Consider the following 17666-nt stretch of genomic DNA (forward strand, 5'->3'; position numbering starts at 1 on the left):
TATCCGTGCCGACGACGAACCCGCGGAAAGGTCTGCTGGACCCACCATTGCGCCGCACCCGGTGAGGCTTTACTGTCGCGTCACAGACCGAAACCGACGGGAAACGTCGAGTCGACAGGATCGGGCAGCAGGGGTGCTCGCCCGATCGGACCCGTCGGTCCTTCACCCGAGGGACCAGAGCGCGCACGGCCCGCTCAGGAACGGAGAGACGAATGACGACGGTACGCGCGGCGATCTCGCAGACCACCTGGACGGGCGACAAGCAGTCGATGCTCGACAAGCACGAGGGCTTCGCGCGGGATGCCGCAAGCCAGGGCGCGCAGGTGGTGTGCTTCCAGGAGCTGTTCTACGGCCCGTACTTCGGGATCACCCAGGACAAGAAGTACTACCGCTTCGCGGAGCCTGTCGACGGGCCGATCGTGCAGCGCTTCGCCGCGCTCGCGAAGGAGCTCGGCACCGTGATGGTGCTGCCGATCTACGAAGAGGCCGAGACCGGCGTGTACTACAACACGGCGGTGCTGGTCGACGCCGACGGGACGGTCCTCGGCTCGTACCGCAAGCACCACCTTCCACACCTCGACCGGTTCTGGGAGAAGTTCTACTTCCGTCCCGGCAACCTCGGGTACCCCGTGTTCGAGACCGCCGTCGGCCGCGTCGGCATGTACATCTGCTACGACCGTCACTTCCCCGAGGGGTGGCGCGAACTGGGCCTGAACGACGCGCACATCGTGTTCAACCCGAACGCCACCAAGCCCGGGCTCTCGAACCGGCTGTGGGAGGTCGAGGGGCCCGCCGCCGCCGTGGCCAACGGCTACTTCGTGCTGCAGCCCAACCGCGTCGGCCGGGAGGACAACGAGTACGGCGACCTCGCGGTCGACTTCTACGGCACGAGCCAGATCATCGACCCGCGCGGCAACTTCGTCGGCGAGCGCGGCTCGGGCACTCACGAGGAGCTGCTGGTGCGCGACCTCGACCTCGACATGGTCCGCGAGATGCGCGACGACTGGCAGTTCTACCGCGACCGCCGGCCGGACTCGTACACGAAGATCGCGAAGCCGTGACCGAAGTGCGGTCGTTGAGCGAGCGAGGAACGAGCGAGACGAAACGCCCCGAGCGCACGGACGACACGTTTCGTCTCGCTTCGCTCGCTCAACGACCGGGATCCAGGGAGAAGCAATGACAACCACACTCATCACCGGCGGCACCGTCGTCTCGGCGACCGGCCGCGGCGACGCCGACGTGCTCATCGACGGCGAGACCATCGCGGCGGTGCTCGCGCCGGGCTCGCAGCTGCTCGGCACCGACATCGCGTCCTCCGTCGACACGGTCATCGACGCGACCGGCAAGTACGTGATCCCGGGCGGCATCGACGCCCACACGCACATGCAGCTGCCCTTCGGCGGCACCGAGGCCTCCGACACGTTCGAGACCGGCACCCGCGCGGCCGCGTGGGGCGGCACCACGTCCATCATCGACTTCGCCGTGCAGCGCTACGGCGAGCGCGTGCAGGACGGCCTGGCCGCGTGGCACGAGAAGGCCGCCGGCAACTGCGCGATCGACTACGGCTTCCACCAGATCATCGGCGGCGTCGACGAGGACTCGCTGGCCGCGATGCGCGGGCTCGTCGACGAGGGCATCACGAGCTTCAAGCTCTTCATGGCCTACCCCGGCGTGTTCTACTCCGACGATGCGCAGGTGCTCAAGGCCATGCAGGTCTCGAACGAGACCGGCCTGCTCACGATGATGCACGCCGAGAACGGCCCCGCGATCGACGTGCTCGCCCAGCAGCTGGCGGATGCCGGCAAGAAGGCGCCGTACTACCACGGCATCGCGCGCGCCTGGCAGATGGAGGAGGAGGCCACGCACCGCGCCATCATGCTCGCCAACCTCACGGGCGCCCCGCTGTACGTCGTCCACGTGTCGGCGAAGCAGGCGGTGGATCAGCTCGCGTGGGCGCGCGACCAGGGCTGGAACGTGTTCGGCGAGACGTGCCCGCAGTACCTGTACCTGTCGCTCGAGGAGCAGCTCGGCGGCTTCAGCGAGGAGTGGGGGCAGTTCGAGGGCGCCAAGTGGGTGTGCTCGACACCGCTGCGCTCTCGTCAGGAGGGCCACCAGCACCACATGTGGCAGGCGCTGCGGACCAACGACATCCAGATGGTCTCGACCGACCACTGCCCGTTCTGCATGAAGGGCCAGAAGGACCTCGGACTCGACGACTTCCGGGCGATCCCCAACGGCATCGGCTCGGTCGAGCACCGCATGGACCTCATGTACCAGGGCGTCGTGACCGGCAAGATCACGCTCGAGCGCTGGGTGGAGCTGACGTCGACGACCCCGGCCCGCATGTTCGGCCTGTACGGACGCAAGGGCGTGATCCAGCCCGGCGCCGACGGCGACGTCGTCGTGTACGACCCGAACGGGCACACCTCGATCGGCATCGGCGAGGGCCGCACGCACCACATGAACATGGACCACTCCGCGTGGGAGGGCTACGAGATCGACGGCCACGTCGACACCGTCATCTCACGCGGCAAGGTCGTCGTCGACGGCGGCACCTACCTCGGCTCGAAGGGCGACGGACGCTTCCTCAAGCGCGGCCTGTCGCAGTACCTGGTGTGATCCCGATGCTGCGTTTCGTCTGGCTCGTTCCTCGCGGGCTCAACGACCGGAAGGTGTGAGCATGGACTTCGGCGTCGTCCTGCAGACCAACCCGCCCGCGGCGCGCACGGTGCAGCTCGCCGCGCTGGCCGAGGCGCACGGGTTCAGCCACGTGTGGACGTTCGACTCGCATCTGCTGTGGCAGGAGCCGTACGTCATCCACTCGGCGATCCTCGCCGCCACGAACCGCGTCGTCGTCGGCCCGTTCGTGACGAACCCGGCGACACGGGACTGGACGGTCACGGCATCCGTCTTCGCGACGCTCAACGAGATGTACGGCAACCGCACGATCTGCGGCATCGGCCGGGGCGACTCGGCGGTGCGGGTGACCAACGGCAAGCCCACGACGATGGCCGAGCTGCGCGAGTCGATCCACGTCATCCGCGAACTCGCCAACTCGCGCCCCGTCGAGTACCACGGCGCGACGTTGCAGTTCCCGTGGAGCCGCGGGTCGGAGCTCGACGTGTGGGTGGCCGCCTACGGGCCGATGGCGCTGCAGCTCACCGGCGAGGTCGCCGACGGGTACATCCTGCAGCTGGCGGACCTCGACATCGCCGCGTGGATGATCAAGACGGTGAAGGATGCCGCGGCCGCCGCCGGCCGTGACCCCGAGTCGCTCGCGATCTGCGTCGCCGCGCCGATGTACATCGGCGACGACTGGAAGCACATGCGCGACCAGTGCCGCTGGTTCGGCGGCATGGTGGGCAACCACGTCGCCGACATCGTCGCGAAGTACGGGCACCACGGCGAGGGCGTGCCCGAGTCGCTCACGGACTACATCGAGCGCCGCAGCGGCTACGACTACAACACGCACGGCAAGGCCGACAACGACCACGTGGACTTCGTGCCCGACGACATCGTGGACCGGTTCTGCGTCCTCGGGACGACATCCGATCACATCGCCAAGCTCGAGGCGCTGCGCGACCTCGGCGTGACGCAGTTCGCCGGCTACCTGCAGCACGACAATAAGGAAGAGACGCTGCGGGTCTACGGCGAGACCGTCATCCCGGCCCTGCAGACCCACCTGACGGCGAAGGCCTGACCCGGTGACGGCGGCGCGCGCATGAGGGCGGTCGGCTGGTCGGCGAAGCGGCAGAGCGAGCTGCGGGGATGGGTCGCGGCGGGCTGGGGCGCGCTCGGCGTGCTGGCGGTGCTCGTGCTGTGGGAGCTGTACAAGTTCCTCGGCCCCGCCGAAGGCGTCGTGGTCGGCTCGGTGCCGGGTGAGGCCGGCTCAGGCGTCATGCTTCTGCCCCGCACTCACGACCGCGCCATGCCGCACGTCTGGGACATGGCGGCGCGCCTGTTCGCCCCGACGAGCGGCGGCGACACCCCGCCGCTGTGGGTGTCGGTCGCGGGCGCGGCCCTGGTGACCCTCGGCATCGCGGCGATCGGCTGGCTCATCGGCGTGATCGTCGGGGCGGCGCTCGGGCTCGTCATGCAGCGCTGGCAGCTGCTGGAGTGGGGCCTCCTCCCCTGGATCGTCGTCAGCCAGATCGTGCCGCTCATCGCGTTCGCGCCGGTCGTCAACGCGATCGGCAACCAGATCGACCGCGGCGGCGGCACGTGGCCGCAGTGGCTGTCGGTCGCGGTCATCGCGTCGTACCTCGCCTTCTTCCCCGTGGCGATCGGCATGCTGCGCGGCCTGGCGTCGCCCGACCGCATCCATCTCGATCTCATGCGCAGCTATGCCGCCGGCTACTGGCCGACGCTCGTGCGGCTGCGGCTTCCGGCCGCGGTGCCGCACCTCCTGCCCGCGCTGCGCCTCGCCGCCGCCAACGCCGTGCTCGGCGCCGTCGTCGCCGAGGTCTCGATCGGCATGCGCGGAGGCATCGGCCGCATGCTCATCCAGCTCGCAGGTCAAGCCTCCAGTGACCCCGCCGCGCCATGGGGTCCGACGTTCGGCTCGATCGCACTGGGACTCATCGCCGCCGGCTCCGTCGCCCTCATCGGGCTCGGGCTGGCGAACTACCGCAGAGGAGAGGCGGCATGACGACTGACGCCCCGGATCAGAGCGAGCGGACGGATGCCGTCGCGCCGGCGGCCTCCGCCGCCCCGGCCGTGCGGGCAGCCGGCGTGAGCAAGGTGTTCGCGACGAAGACGGGCGATGTCTCCGCGCTGTCGGAGGTCGACCTCGAGGTCGCGGCGGGCGAGTTCGTCGCGCTCATCGGCCCGTCGGGCTGCGGCAAGTCGACGCTGCTGCGCCTCATCGCCGACCTCGACCAGGCGAGCGCGGGCACGCTGGAGATCTTCGGCAAGCCTGCGAAGCGGGCCCGCGCCGACCAGGACTACGGCATCGCGTTCCAGCAGGCGGGGCTCCTCCCGTGGCGCACGGTCGGCGCCAACATGGCGCTGCCGCTGGAGCTGCACGGCACCGGCAAGGCCGAGCGGGCGGGGCGGGTCGCTGAACTCGCCGAGCTCGTCGGGCTCACGGACTTCGTCGACCGCTACCCCGACCAGCTGTCGGGCGGCATGCAGCAGCGCGTCGCGATCGCCCGCGCGCTGGCGGCACGGCCCAAGCTGCTGCTCATGGACGAGCCGTTCGGCGCGCTCGACGAGATGACGCGGGAACGGCTGCAGACCGAGCTCACGCGCATCGCCGCCGAGACGGCCGCCGCCGTCGTGTTCGTCACCCACTCCATCCCCGAGGCGGTGTTCCTGTCGGACCGCGTCGTCGTGATGAGCCCGCGCCCCGGGCGCATCACGCAGGTCGTCGACGTCGGCCTCGGCGACGATCGGTCCGAGGCGCTGCGCGAGTCGCCCGAGTTCTTCGACCGGGTCACCGCCGTGCGCGAGGCCCTGCACGGCACCCCGGTCACGAGGGCGAGCGAGTCATGACCGACGCGGTCACCACCACTCTTCCCGGTCCCACGCACCCCGTCGGGCGCCCTCCGGCCGCGGCTCCCGGCGAGGGCCGCCTGCCCGGGTGGCTGCGCTGGGTCGCGCCGATCGTCGTCGGCGCGCTCATCGTCGTGGTCTGGTGGTTCTGGGTCGACGTCCTGGGCACCGCGCCGCGCATGCTCCCGAGCCCGTTCGCGATCCTCGCGGAGTTCGTCAAGCGGTGGCCGATCATCGCGCAGGACATGACGATCACTGCGACCAACGCGCTCGTGGGCCTCGTGGTCGGATCGGCGATCGCGGTGGTCTTCGCGGGCCTCGCCGCCGCCGCACGTCCGATCGACGGGATGCTGGCACCGCTGGTCGCCGCCCTCGCGGTGATCCCGATCGTGGCGATCACGCCGATCCTGAACACGATGTTCGGCGCGTCGAGCCAGTTCGGGCGCCAGGCCGTCGCCACCATCGCCGCGTTCATCCCCGTGTTCGTCAACGTGCTGCGAGGCCTTCGGCAGACGCGGCCCGTGCACCGGGACGTGCTGCGCGCATCCGCCGCGTCGGGCTGGCAGACCTTCCGCTTCCTGACCCTGCCCACCGCCCTCCCCTACCTGCTGACCGGCCTGCGCATCGCGAGCTCCCTCGCCGTCATCGCGGCGCTCGTCGCCGAGTACTTCGGCGGCCCGGCCGACGGCATCGGCACCGCCATCGCGACGTACGCCAAGTCCGGCCGCGCCGCGCTCGCCTGGGCGTACGTCCTGGGCGGCATCCTCATCGGCCTCGCGTTCTACCTCGTGACCTCGCTCCTGGAGCGTCTGGCGACGCGGAGGTCGCCGGCCTGATCTCACCGACCTCAAGGGGAAAAGCAGCACCAACGAAAGGAACGCAATGACACAGCAGCATTCGCGGGGCCCGGGCATGCGCCGAGGCCTGTTCGCGGCATCCGCCCTCACCGTCGCCGCCCTCGCACTCGCCGCGTGCTCGGGGACGCCCGATGCGTCCGGCACCGGTGACAGCGACGACTTCGAGCCGATCACCTCTCTCAAGCTGCAGCTGCAGTGGCTGCCGCAGGCCCAGTTCGCCGGCTACTACGTCGCGCAGGAGAAGGGCTTCTTCGAGGAGGAGGGCTTCGACGACGTCGAGATCATCCCGTCCGGCGGCGACATCGTGCCGCAGGACGCCCTCGTCGACGGCGACGTCGACTTCGCGATCGCGTGGGTGCCGAAGGTGCTCGGAACACTGGAGGCCACGGGCGTCGAGCTCACCGACATCGCGCAGGTGTTCCAGAAGTCGGGCACGCTGCAGGTGTCGTGGAAGGGCGACGGCATCACGTCGGTCGCCGACTTCGAGGGCAAGCGCATCGGCTCGTGGGGCTTCGGCAACGAGTGGGAGATCTTCGCCGCCATGGCCGCGGAAGACCTCGACTCCACGACGGTGTCGATCACGACCCAGGACTTCTCCATGAACGCCCTGCTCGACCGTGACGTCGACGCCGCGCAGGCGATGACCTACAACGAATGGGCGCAGATCCTCGAGGTGAAGAACCCCGAGACCGGCCAGCTGTACCAGCCCGAGGACTTCGACGTCGTGTCGTACGAAGACACCGAGGGCGCCATGCTGCAGGACGCGGTGTGGGCCGACACCGAGCGCCTGAAGAACGACCCGGCGTACGCCGACGCCGCGGTGCGGTTCCTCAAGGCCATCACGAAGGGCTGGGTGTACGCGCGCGACAACGCCGAGGAGTCGGCGTCCATCGTCTACGACATCGCGTCCAACGCCGAGGCCGCCTTCCCGGTCGGCCCGGTGCACCAGCAGTGGATGATGAACGAGGTCAACAAGCTCATCTGGACCGGAGCCGACTTCGGTCTGGTCGACGAGGCCGCGTGGGACAAGACCGTCAAGGGAGCCCTCTCGGCGAAGAACCAGGACGACCTCGAGCTCATCACGACCGAGCCCGCCGACTCCGCCTACTCGAACGAGTACATCCAGGAGGCCCTCGACCAGCTGAAGGACGAGGGCGTCGAGGTGAGCGGCGAGTACACGCCCATCGACGTCGTCCTCACCGAGGGCGGCCAGTAGCCGGGGCCCTCCGGTCGTTGAGCGAGCGACGAAGGAGCGAGACGAAACGCCCCGAACGCACGGACAACCTCGTGTCCAGACGGTTTCGTCTCGCTCCGCTCGCTCAACGACCGGGGGTTGACCCGGCGACGCAGAACAGGGAACGTTGCGACATGACAGAAGACCTCGACGCCCTCGCGAAGCAGCTCGACCGCGAGCACGTGTTCCACTCGTGGTCCGCGCAGGCCGGTCTCGACCTGCCCGTCATCGCGGGCGGGTCGGGCACCGTGGTGTGGGATCACGCCGGCCGCCGCATGCTCGACTTCTCGAGCCAGCTGGTCAACGTCAACATCGGGCACCAGCATCCCGCCGTCGTCGAGGCGATCCGCGCGCAGGCGGCCGAGCTCGCGACGATCGGTCCCGCGACGGCCAACCTCACGCGCGGCCGCGCCGCGGAGCGCATCCTGTCGCACGCCCCCGAGGGGTTCCAGAAGGTCTTCTTCACCAACGGCGGCGCCGACGCGATCGAGAACGCCATCCGCATGGCGAGGATCCACACCGGCCGCGACACGATCCTCTCGACGTACCGCTCGTACCACGGAAACACCGGGGCGGCCATCGTCGCCACCGGCGACTGGCGGCGCATGCCCAACCAGTACGCGCGCGGCCACGTGCACTTCTTCGGGCCGTACCTGTATCGCACCGAGTTCTGGGCCACGACGCCCGAAGAGGAGTGCGAGCGGGCCCTGCACCATCTCGAGCGGGTGATCCAGTCCGAAGGACCGTCGACCATCGCCGCCCTGCTGCTGGAGTCGATCCCCGGCACCGCCGGCATCCTGGTGCCGCCGCCCGGCTACCTCGCCGGCGTGCGCGCCCTCGCCGACCGCTACGGGATCCTGCTCATCCTCGATGAGGTGATGGCCGGATTCGGGCGCACCGGCCGCTGGTTCGCGTTCGACGGCCACGACGTCGTGCCCGACCTCATCACCTTCGCGAAGGGCGTCAACTCCGGCTACGTGCCGGTCGGCGGCGTCCTCATCTCGGAGCCGATCGCGGCGACCTTCGATGACCACGTCTACCCCGGCGGACTCACGTACTCGGGTCATCCGCTGGCCGCGGCATCCATCGTCGCCGCCCTCGACGCGATGGAGAGCGAGGGCATCGTCGCCAACGCCCGGCGGGTGGGGACGGATGCCATCGGCCCGGGCCTGCGCGAGCTCGAGGCGCGGCATCCCCTCGTCGGCGAGGTGCGCGGCGAGGGCGTGTTCTGGGCGCTCGAACTCGTCGCCGACCGCGAGACGCGCGAGCCGGTCGGGGCCGACGTGATCGGCAGGCTGAAGAAGGAGCTCATGACGCGGGGGCTGCTGCCCTTCACCGCCGACAACCGCATCCACGTCGTGCCGCCGTGCGTCGTCACCGACGCTGAGGTGGAGCAGGCGATGGCGATCTACGATGAAGCTCTGACGAGCGTCGAAGGCGACGGTCGCTGAGCCCGTCGAAGTGCTGACGCGCGCATCCCGCCTCACGAGGGCGGGTTCCAAAGGAGGAACACGATGACTGACACGATCGACCGCACCGACCTGGCGGTGCTGGACCACTGGGTGAACGGCGCGCCGTGGGAGGGGTCGTCCGAGCGCTCCGGCGATGTGTACAACCCCGCGCTCGGCACCGTCCAGAAGCATGTGCGCTTCGCGTCGCGCGAGGACGTCGGCGCGGTCGTCGACGCCGCCTCCAGCGCCTGGACGCAGTGGCGCGACGCGTCGATCGCCAAGCGCCAGGCGGTGCTGTTCTCGTTCCGCGAGCTGCTGAACGAGCGCAAGGAGGAGCTCGCCGAGATCCTCACCGCCGAGCACGGCAAGGTGCTCTCGGATGCACGCGGCGAGATCGCCCGGGGCATGGAGGTCGTCGAGTTCGCGTGCGGCGTCGGGCACCTCACGAAGGGCGCGTACTCCGAGAACGTCTCGACCGGCATCGACGTCTACACGCTGCGGCAGCCGCTCGGCGTGGTGGGCATCATCAGCCCCTTCAACTTCCCGGCGATGGTTCCGCTGTGGTTCTTCTCCATCGCGCTCGCCGCCGGCAACGCGGTCGTGCTGAAGCCGTCCGAGAAGGACCCCACCGCGGCGAACTGGCTGGCGGGGCTCCTGACCGAGGCGGGACTGCCCGACGGCGTCTTCAACGTCGTCCACGGCGACAAGGAAGCCGTCGACGCGCTGCTGGAGCACCCGGACGTCCGTGCGATCTCGTTCGTGGGCTCGACGCCCATCGCCAAGTACGTGTACGAGACGGCGACCGCGAACGGCAAGCGCGTCCAGGCCCTCGGCGGCGCGAAGAACCACATGCTGGTGCTGCCCGACGCCGACCTCGACCTCGCCGCCGACGCGGCCGTCAACGCCGGCTTCGGATCGGCGGGCGAGCGCTGCATGGCCATCTCGGTCGTGCTCGCGGTGGACTCGGTCGCCGACGCCTTCGTGGCCAAGGTCGCCGAGCGCATGGGCGGACTGAAGGTGGGCGACGGCCACCGCGGCTCCGACATGGGGCCTCTCATCACCGGGCAGCACCGCGACAAGGTCGCCTCGTACATCGAGGTCGCCGGCGCCGACGGCGCGTCGGTCGTCGTCGACGGTCGCGGCATCGAGGTCGACGGCGACGCCAACGGCTTCTGGCTCGGACCGACGCTCATCGACAACGTGCCGACCTCCTCGTCGGTCTACGGCGACGAGATCTTCGGCCCCGTGCTGTCGGTGGTCCGCGTCTCGGGTTACGAAGAGGGCCTCGGCATCATCAACAACAGCCGCTACGGCAACGGCACGGCGATCTTCACGAACGACGGCGGCGCGGCCCGGCGCTTCCAGCGTGAGGCGACCGTCGGCATGATCGGCATCAACGTGCCGATCCCGGTGCCCGTGGCGTACCACTCCTTCGGCGGCTGGAAGGCCTCGCTGTTCGGCGACGCGAAGGCGTACGGCCCGCACGGCTTCGACTTCTTCACCGCCGAGAAGGCCGTGACCTCGCGCTGGCTCGACCCGTCGCACGGCGGCATCAACCTGGGCTTCCCCCAGCACGACTGATCATCGCGTCCTCGGTCGCCGCCCTCAGTCGGCGGCCGAGGGCGCGAACACGCTCAGGGCGTGCGGCCGGGCGACGCACCGCAGCCGGAACCCGCGCGGGTCGCGCTCCTCGAGCTCGCCGTCGTGGACGAAGACCGAGGGATGCCCCGCCTCGGGCCTGACCGTGATCTCGAACTCGCTCAGCACGAGGCGCTCCACGTCCTCGTCGCGCGGGTAGAGGTGCAGCGCGCGCAGGACGGCAGCGCTGCGCTGGCCGAACGCGAGCGAGGCGAAGGCGCGCACCTTCGAGCCGCGCGCGTGGTGGATGCGGATGTCGAGCACGCCCGCCTCGGCCTCCTGCCGCTGCATGGTCGCGACGCGGTCGGGGTCGTTGCGCCCGACGCTGACGAACACCGACCACACGCGCGCCCGACGGCCCTCGCGCACGATCGTCAGCGGTTCGGCACGGCGCAGCGCGGCCGCCGTGGCCACGACGCCGCCGATCCACTTGCCGAGGCTCGTGCGCCGCTCGCGCTCCTCGATCAGCTCGGGGTAGGCGCCGACCGACACGACGTTGAGCACGGTGATCGGCTCGTCGTCATCGGCCGTGGCGTCCGCGACGCCCACGTCGACGGTCGAGCCCTGCTGCAGGGCGTCGATCGCGATCTCGACGCTGTCGAGGCCGAGGGCGCGCACGAAGTGGTTGAACGTGCCGCCGGGCATCGCGAGCAACGGCCGTTCGTGACGCCGCGCCAGATGCGCCATGCGCGACACCGAGCCGTCGCCGCCGTAGACACCCAGCACGTCGGGTGCGGCATCCCTCCGCATCGCGGCTGCGACGACCTCGTCGAGGTCCTCGCCGTCGGCCAGCTCGTGCACGACGGCCTCGGGAAGACGCTCGGCGAAGGTCGGCGCGGGATCGGGGCGGATCACCGCCGTGCCCGAACGGGCGTTGCGCACGATGAGCACATCCCTGCCGGTCGCGTGCGGAGTGTTCGCAGGATCCATGGGCCGAGGCTACCGATCCCGATGCCGAGACGACGGGGCTTGCGCTCGGACGCCGCGTGCGCTCAGCCCGGCAGGATCGGCCGGTTCTCGTAGAAGGTCTGCAGCACCACCGTCGTGCGCGTGTTGACCGACGCGGCCGCCCGGATGTCGCGGATCAGGCTCTCGAGGTGCCGCGGCGTGGCCACGCGCACCAGCAGCATGTACGCCGCGTCGCCGGCGATCGAGTGGCACGCCTCGATCTCGGTCAGGTGCTCCAGCAGTTCGGGCGCGTTGTCGGGCTGTGCCGGGTCGAGCGGCGTGATCTCGACGAATGCGGCCAGCGGCTTGCCGACCGCCTCGGCGTCGACGACGGCACGGTAGCCGCGGATCACGCCACTGCTCTCCAGCCGCTTCAGCCGCGCCTGCACGGCCGACACCGACAGTCCGGCCTTCTCGGAGAGCTGCGCGAGCGTCGCGCGCCCGTCGCGCGAGACCTCCTCGATGATCCTCACGTCGACACCGTCTTCCACACATGGAATAATAACCAAGGCAACCGGTTATCGCCGGAATATTTCCTGTCATCGACGGATCGGAGGTTCACATGTCCAGCACCGCTCTTCACACCACGAAGGCGATCGTCGGCGAACCCGAGGTCGTCGAGGACGCGGCTCGCGCCGAGACGAGCGACGCCTGGCTGCGCCTGAAGGCCGCCGCCACCGCCATCCAGAGCCTGCAGGTCAAAGACGGATCGATTCCGGATGCCGCCACCCACCCCGACGCCCAGACCTACGTCGACGAGATCACGGCCGGCATCCGCGCCCTGGCACCCGCGTTCCCGCACGACGCCGAGTACCTCGCCGCGTCGGTGCGCGACTTCGAGCGCTGGGCGGACGCCGGGTTCGGCATCCCGGACTTCCTCGACTCGCTGAACGCCTTCCAGCCGCAGCAGCACCGGGTCGACGGCATCCGTCATCTCGTCGTCTTCCCGATGTACACGCAGAACGGGTCGAGCGACCGTCACGTCGAGGCCGTGCTCGTCGAGGTGATCTGGCCCGAGTTCATCGCGCAGCTGGAGGCCGGCGACTACGGCAACAAGCTGTTCGTGTCGCTGCGCTTCGTCGACTTCACGCCGGGTTACGACACGAACTCGGCAGTGCTGTTCCCCGAGACGGTCGCGATGCGCGAGATCCCCGCGTTCACGTGGGGCGCGATCTTCCAGGACCGCGAGGCGGCCCGCTTCCGCCGCGTCGTGCGCGCCGCGGCCGAGATCACGAAGCTCGACCTCCCCGACGACGCCGCGCGCATGCTCGACGACCAGGCGCTCACCGAGAAGACGTTCGTGATGTGGGACATCATCCACGACCGCACCCACATGCGCGGCGACCTGCCGTTCGACCCTTTCATGATCAAGCAGCGCATGCCGTACTTCCTGTACTCGCTCGAAGAGCTGCGCTGCGACCTCACCGCGTTCCGCGAGTGCGTCGCGATCCAGAAGCGGCTCACGGCCCGCGTCGACGCCGGGGAGCAGCTGGATGCCGCCGAGACCGAGATGCTCGAGCACGCCAAGCTCGTGCAGTACGCGGTGATCTTCGACCGCATCTTCCGGTTCGCGATCACGGGTTCGCGCGTGCGCAACTACGACGGGCTCGGCGGTCAGCTGCTGTTCGCATGGCTGCACCAGCGCGACGTGCTGCACTGGACCGACACGGCGCTCGCCTTCGACTGGGACGACGTGCCGGCCGCGGTCGTCGCGCTCGGCGACGCCATCGACGAGCTGTACTGGCGGTCGATCGACCGCCCGAAGACGGCGCACTGGCTCGCCGCGTACGACCTCGTGCGCGGCACGCTGACGCCGAACCCGGCGTCGGCGTGGGCCCGCGGCCTGCCCGACGAGATCCTCGCGGGCGCGCCCAAGGGCTACACGGATGCCGTCATGGACGACGAGTTCCCGCTGTCGATGTTCTTCGAGGCCCTCGACAAGAAGATGAAGCCCATCATCGAGTCCACCGCCGGGATCACGGGTGCCAGCTCCTGATCCCGCGGTCACCGGGCGGCTCGTGCTCGTCGCGGGGGCGACGAGTGCGAGCGGCCTTGCGGCGGCGCGCGTCCTGCGTGGGGCAGGCGCGCGCGTCGTCGCGGTCGGCCGCGACGCCGAGCGTCTCACTGCGCTCGGCGTCGCGGTGCCCGACCTGCACATCGAGGTGTGCGACCTGACCGACGAGGGCGCGGTCGCAGCGCTCGCCGAGCGCGTGCATGCGTCCGAGGGTGCCGTCGACGGCGTGCTGCACCTCGTGGGCGGCTGGCGCGGCGGGGGCGGGCTCGCCGGCCAGACCGACGAGGACTACCGCTTCCTGGAGGGCTCGTTCACGGCTCTGCGCCACGTGAGCCGTGCCTTCGACGCCGACCTGCGCGCCTCGGCGGCCGGGCGCCTCGCCGTCGTATCGTCGACCGCTGTCGCGCGCCCGCTCGCCGGCGGCGCCAACTACGCCGCCGTCAAGGCCGCGACCGAGGCGTGGACGCGTGCGGTCGCGCAGGGCTTCGCCAAGGACGCCCGGGATGCCGGACGGCCGCTGTCGGCGGCATCCACGATCTTCCGCGTCAAGACGCTCGCGGGCCTCGAGGACGCGCTGGCCCGCGCCTACGTCGCCCTGTGGGACGGGCCCGCCGCCGACGTCAACGACACCGTCATCGACCTCGCGGCGCCGTAACTCCTCAGATCCCGGCGGCGTCGTCGCCGCAGCCTGCAACGTCCGCGGCCGACTGCCATTCCTGAGGAGTTCGGGCCGCGCCGACCGAACTAGATTGGACCTTCGTGACCACGATCCACGACCCGAACCTGCGCGGCTTCGCCTCTGACAACTACTCCGGCATCCACCCCGAGGTGCTCGCGGCGATCGCCGCCGCCAACGACGGCCACCAGGTCGCGTACGGCGACGACGTGTACACCGAGCGCCTGCAGGAGGTGATGGCCCGCCACTTCGGCGAGGGCGTCGAGGCCTACCCGGTGTTCAACGGCACCGGCGCGAACGTCGTCGGGCTGCAGTCGATGCTCCCGCGCTGGGGCGCCGTGGTGTCGGCCGGCACGGCGCACATCAACGTCGACGAGGGCGGCGCCCCGGAGCGCGTCGCGGGCATCAAGCTGCTCACGGTCCCGACCGACGACGGCAAGCTCACCCCCGAGCTCATCGACCGCGAGGCGTGGGGCTGGGGAGACGAGCACCGCGCGCAGCCGCTCGTCGTGTCGATCACGCAGTCCACCGAGCTGGGCACGCTCTACACGCCCGAAGAGGTCCGCACGATCTCCGACCACGCCCACAGCCTCGGCATGAACGTCCACATGGACGGCTCGCGCCTCTCGAACGCCGCCGCATCGCTCGGCGTGCCGTTCCGCGCCTTCACGCGCGACGCCGGCGTCGACGTGCTCAGCTTCGGCGGCACCAAGAACGGCGCGATGCTCGGCGAGGCCGTCGTCGTGCTGAACCCCGAGGCGTCGCAGGGCCTGAAGTTCCTGCGCAAGCTCGACATGCAGCTCGCCTCCAAGATGCGCTTCGTGTCGGCACAGCTGCTCGCGCTGCTCGAGGGCGACCTGTGGCTGCGCAACGCCTCGCACTCCAACGCCATGGCGCAGCGCCTGCGCGCCGGCATCGAGGCGGGCCTCGCGGACGGCTCGATCCAGGGCGTCGCGTTCACGCAGCCCACGCAGGCCAACGGCGTGTTCGCGACCCTGCCCGACGGCGTCGCCGACCGGCTGCGCTCGTCGTTCCGCTTCTACGACTGGGATGCGGCGAAGAACGAGGTGCGCTGGATGTGCTCGTTCGACACGAGCGAGAACGACATCGACGCGTTCCTCGCCGCGATCGCCCGCGAGACCACCGCGGCCTGAGCGCTGCGCGTCCCCGCTCGTTGAGCGTGAGAGCGACGAGACCGACCGTTCGTTGAGCGAGCGAGGAACGAGACCGACCGTTCGTTGAGCGAGAGGGACGAGACCGACCGCTCGTTGAGCGAGCGAGGAACGAGCGAGACGAAACGCCTAGGCCTTGCGCAAGGTCTGGGCGTTTCGTCTGCGGCAGCAGGCCTCGCGGGGCGGGCGTCCCTGCCTCCGTTCAACAGGTCAACCGGGCTTCCGCAGGAGGATCCACGCGCACGGCTCCTGAAGAACCGTGGTTGACCTGTTGAAGGGGCGAGAGGGCGGGGATGCCGCAGCCCGGGCGGCTGGGGAGCACAGGTGTTCGACCGGTCGAACGTGAAACGCGCCTGACCTTGCGCAAAGTCAGGCGCGTTTCGTCTGCGGGCGCTAGAGCGCCCTTCGCTCAACGACCGGCGGTCACTCCTTCTCGGACTCGGCGGCGTCGGATGTCTCGGTCTCGGGTTCCGCGTCCGCGTCCTCTTCCGCCGCTTCTGCCTCAGCGTCGGTCGGGGCCTCGCCCTCAGCGCCCTCGGCGCCGTCAGCCTCAGACGCCTCAGCCTCGGCGGCATCCTCGTCGGGCTCGGCCACGTCGGAATCCGCGTCGGCGGGGTCGCCCGCCGCGGAGCCCAGCACGCCCTCGGGGCGGATCAGCTCCTTGACCTCGGCCATGAAGCTCATGAGCTGGTGCTGCTGCCAGCGCAGCTGGCGCGTGCGGTCCTCGGCGTCGCGCAGCACCGACTGCGAGTGCGTCGTGACGAGGTCGATGATGCGCTCGGCCTTCACGTGCGCCTGTTCCAGGTGCTCGCGGGCGCGCAGCTGAGCGTCGGCCTCGATCTGCTGCGACTGGGCGCGCATCAGGCGCTCGAAGTCCTCGGCCTTCGCCGACACGCGCTGTGCGTGGTCGAGCGACGCGGCGACCTGCTCGTTGGCATCCTGCGTGATGCGCTCGGCATGGGCGACGGCCTGGTTGTGCAGCACCAGGAACTCCTGGTGCGCGTCGTCCTGGCGGCGGGTGAGGGATGCCTCGAACTCGAGCGCGCGCAGACGCAACTCGCGCACCGCCTCCTCGGCCTCTGCCCGGTCGCGGGCCGTCTCGCGGGCGACGGTCGAGCGCAGCATCGCGGCGCCCTTCTCGGCCTCGGAACGGATCGCCGCGGCCTCGCGCTCGGCCTGCGACACCTTCTCGGCGGCGTGCGCGGTCTCGCGCTCGATGCGGGCCTCGTGGGCGGTGAGCTCGGTCTCGATCTTCAGCCGCACCTGCTGGGCGTCGTGCTGCGCCTGCGAGACGATGGCCTCCGCCTCGGCGACGGCCGCCGTGCGGCGGTTGGCGATCTCTTCGCGCGCGGCCTCGAGCAGGCGATCGCCCTGCACGCTGGCGTTGCGGATCAGCAGGCTCGCCTGGTCTTCGGCGACCCGCAGCACCTCTTCGAACTTCTGCCGGTTCGGCGACTCGGTGGTCGCGCCGACCAGCTCGTCGGTGAGTGCCTGCACGCGCTGCTCGGCGTCGTCGAGCTTGGCCTTGGCGACCTCGAGCTCGGCCCGCAGCCGCTCGGCCTCGTCGCCCTCCTCTGCCCGCGCGGCGGCAGCGTCGACCGCAGCCTGCTGCAGCTCGGAGCGGTGCCGCGCGTCGGACTCCTCCAGCGCCGCCTGCAGACGCTCGATCTCGGCCTGACGCTCGGCGAGCGTGGCGTCGATCTGGGCCTGATGCTCGGCGATGGCGGCGTCGATCTCGGCCTGGCGGCGCTGCTGGGCCGCCTGCAGCTCCGCCTCCAGCCGCTCCGCCTTCGCGCGGCTCTGCGCCACGGCGGCGCCGGCCCGGCGCTGGTGCTGCTTCAGCTGCGCGACCTCGTCAGACGCGGCGCGCACGCGCGCGTCGAGACCGGCGATCGCGGCATCCACCTCTTCTTTGTCATACCCGCGGAACGTGGTCGTGAAGCCCGAGCCGAACGCCGTCGCGGCGGGTTCGCTGATGAGGCTGTCGAAGGGCGACTGGTCTTCGGGACCGGAGCTGGGGGCGGCGCCTGCGGCGTTGTCGGACATCTTGTGTCTTTCGCTTCTCTACTGATCGTGGAGGGGGATTTCGCGGCGTCGACGAGCGCTCCGCGACAGCGACGCGTTCACCGCCCGCTCGACGCACCGGCGATCTGGTCGCCGGTGCGCGAGCAGCGAAGACCGCC

The 17666-nt window shown here is 70.3% G+C and carries 15 protein-coding genes; 12 read left to right on the forward strand and 3 right to left on the reverse strand.

The window, feature by feature from the left end:
• Positions 1-212: 212 nt before the first annotated feature.
• The 9 genes from JNB62_RS16830 (at position 213) to JNB62_RS16870 (ending at position 10616) form a co-directional block, all read left to right on the forward strand.
• On the forward strand, positions 213-1061 hold the full coding sequence (locus JNB62_RS16830) for a nitrilase-related carbon-nitrogen hydrolase (protein ID WP_220302054.1): 849 nt from the start codon (positions 213-215) through the stop codon (positions 1059-1061).
• Between the two features lie 115 nt (positions 1062-1176).
• On the forward strand, positions 1177-2619 hold the full coding sequence (gene hydA / locus JNB62_RS16835; protein ID WP_220302055.1) for a dihydropyrimidinase: 1443 nt from the start codon (positions 1177-1179) through the stop codon (positions 2617-2619).
• Between the two features lie 61 nt (positions 2620-2680).
• A complete protein-coding gene (locus JNB62_RS16840; protein ID WP_220302056.1) occupies positions 2681-3700 on the forward strand; it encodes a TIGR03842 family LLM class F420-dependent oxidoreductase in 1020 nt (339 codons plus the stop codon).
• A gap of 21 nt (positions 3701-3721) precedes the next feature.
• Positions 3722-4648 carry an ABC transporter permease gene (locus tag JNB62_RS16845; RefSeq protein WP_220302057.1) on the forward strand — a complete coding sequence of 309 codons (927 nt, stop codon included), beginning with the start codon at positions 3722-3724 and terminating at the stop codon, positions 4646-4648.
• Positions 4645-5493: an ABC transporter ATP-binding protein gene (locus JNB62_RS16850; RefSeq protein ID WP_220302058.1), complete on the forward strand. Its 849-nt coding sequence runs from the start codon at positions 4645-4647 to the stop codon at positions 5491-5493. The genes JNB62_RS16845 and JNB62_RS16850 overlap by 4 nt, the downstream gene beginning before the upstream one ends.
• A complete protein-coding gene (locus tag JNB62_RS16855) occupies positions 5490-6329 on the forward strand; it encodes an ABC transporter permease (protein ID WP_220302059.1) in 840 nt (279 codons plus the stop codon). Before JNB62_RS16850 ends, JNB62_RS16855 begins: the two co-directional genes overlap by 4 nt.
• Before the next feature lie 46 nt (positions 6330-6375).
• Positions 6376-7566 (forward strand): ABC transporter substrate-binding protein, encoded by a 1191-nt coding sequence (locus JNB62_RS16860; protein WP_220302060.1) that lies wholly within the window; start codon positions 6376-6378, stop codon positions 7564-7566.
• Positions 7567-7718: 152 nt separating this feature from the next.
• Entirely contained in the window at positions 7719-9035 is a 1317-nt protein-coding gene (locus tag JNB62_RS16865; protein ID WP_220302061.1) for an aspartate aminotransferase family protein, read from the forward strand.
• Between the two features lie 63 nt (positions 9036-9098).
• On the forward strand, positions 9099-10616 hold the full coding sequence (locus JNB62_RS16870; protein ID WP_220302062.1) for a CoA-acylating methylmalonate-semialdehyde dehydrogenase: 1518 nt from the start codon (positions 9099-9101) through the stop codon (positions 10614-10616).
• A 24-nt stretch (positions 10617-10640) separates the two neighbouring features.
• On the opposite strand, the gene JNB62_RS16875 is transcribed toward JNB62_RS16870, so the two are convergent.
• Both JNB62_RS16875 and JNB62_RS16880 read right to left on the reverse strand, forming a co-directional pair.
• The gene (locus tag JNB62_RS16875; protein WP_222856177.1) at positions 10641-11603 is read right to left on the reverse strand and encodes a diacylglycerol/lipid kinase family protein; all 963 of its coding nucleotides are present in this window, start codon (positions 11601-11603) and stop codon (positions 10641-10643) included.
• A 62-nt stretch (positions 11604-11665) separates the two neighbouring features.
• The gene (locus JNB62_RS16880) at positions 11666-12112 is read right to left on the reverse strand and encodes an Lrp/AsnC family transcriptional regulator (protein ID WP_220302063.1); all 447 of its coding nucleotides are present in this window, start codon (positions 12110-12112) and stop codon (positions 11666-11668) included.
• A 71-nt stretch (positions 12113-12183) separates the two neighbouring features.
• Here JNB62_RS16880 and JNB62_RS16885 point away from each other — a divergent pair, with 71 nt between their 5' ends.
• The 3 genes from JNB62_RS16885 to JNB62_RS16895 all read left to right on the forward strand — a co-directional run bounded on the left by JNB62_RS16885 (position 12184) and on the right by JNB62_RS16895 (position 15465).
• Positions 12184-13617, forward strand: a complete 1434-nt coding sequence (locus JNB62_RS16885) for a DUF6421 family protein (protein WP_220302064.1) — start codon at positions 12184-12186, stop codon at positions 13615-13617.
• Positions 13604-14290, forward strand: a complete 687-nt coding sequence (locus JNB62_RS16890; protein WP_308291837.1) for an SDR family NAD(P)-dependent oxidoreductase — start codon at positions 13604-13606, stop codon at positions 14288-14290. Before JNB62_RS16885 ends, JNB62_RS16890 begins: the two co-directional genes overlap by 14 nt.
• 104 nt (positions 14291-14394) lie before the next feature.
• Positions 14395-15465: a threonine aldolase family protein gene (locus JNB62_RS16895; RefSeq protein ID WP_220302065.1), complete on the forward strand. Its 1071-nt coding sequence runs from the start codon at positions 14395-14397 to the stop codon at positions 15463-15465.
• 441 nt (positions 15466-15906) lie between these two features.
• On the opposite strand, the gene JNB62_RS16900 is transcribed toward JNB62_RS16895, so the two are convergent.
• Positions 15907-17529: a hypothetical protein gene (locus JNB62_RS16900; RefSeq protein ID WP_223231220.1), complete on the reverse strand. Its 1623-nt coding sequence runs from the start codon at positions 17527-17529 to the stop codon at positions 15907-15909.
• Positions 17530-17666: the final 137 nt, after the last annotated feature.

Origin of the sequence: Microbacterium jejuense (genome assembly GCF_019511665.1) — a bacterium.
GTDB classification, from domain to species: domain Bacteria; phylum Actinomycetota; class Actinomycetes; order Actinomycetales; family Microbacteriaceae; genus Microbacterium; species Microbacterium jejuense_A.

Coding starts and splice junctions, on each gene's coding strand:
- JNB62_RS16830 (WP_220302054.1), top strand. CDS start 213: ATGACGACGGTACGCGCGGCGATCTCGCAGACCACCTGGACGGGCGAC.
- hydA (WP_220302055.1), top strand. CDS start 1,177: ATGACAACCACACTCATCACCGGCGGCACCGTCGTCTCGGCGACCGGC.
- JNB62_RS16840 (WP_220302056.1), top strand. CDS start 2,681: ATGGACTTCGGCGTCGTCCTGCAGACCAACCCGCCCGCGGCGCGCACG.
- JNB62_RS16845 (WP_220302057.1), top strand. CDS start 3,722: ATGAGGGCGGTCGGCTGGTCGGCGAAGCGGCAGAGCGAGCTGCGGGGA.
- JNB62_RS16850 (WP_220302058.1), top strand. CDS start 4,645: ATGACGACTGACGCCCCGGATCAGAGCGAGCGGACGGATGCCGTCGCG.
- JNB62_RS16855 (WP_220302059.1), top strand. CDS start 5,490: ATGACCGACGCGGTCACCACCACTCTTCCCGGTCCCACGCACCCCGTC.
- JNB62_RS16860 (WP_220302060.1), top strand. CDS start 6,376: ATGACACAGCAGCATTCGCGGGGCCCGGGCATGCGCCGAGGCCTGTTC.
- JNB62_RS16865 (WP_220302061.1), top strand. CDS start 7,719: ATGACAGAAGACCTCGACGCCCTCGCGAAGCAGCTCGACCGCGAGCAC.
- JNB62_RS16870 (WP_220302062.1), top strand. CDS start 9,099: ATGACTGACACGATCGACCGCACCGACCTGGCGGTGCTGGACCACTGG.
- JNB62_RS16875 (WP_222856177.1), bottom strand. CDS start 11,603: ATGGATCCTGCGAACACTCCGCACGCGACCGGCAGGGATGTGCTCATC.
- JNB62_RS16885 (WP_220302064.1), top strand. CDS start 12,184: ATGTCCAGCACCGCTCTTCACACCACGAAGGCGATCGTCGGCGAACCC.
- JNB62_RS16900 (WP_223231220.1), bottom strand. CDS start 17,529: ATGTCCGACAACGCCGCAGGCGCCGCCCCCAGCTCCGGTCCCGAAGAC.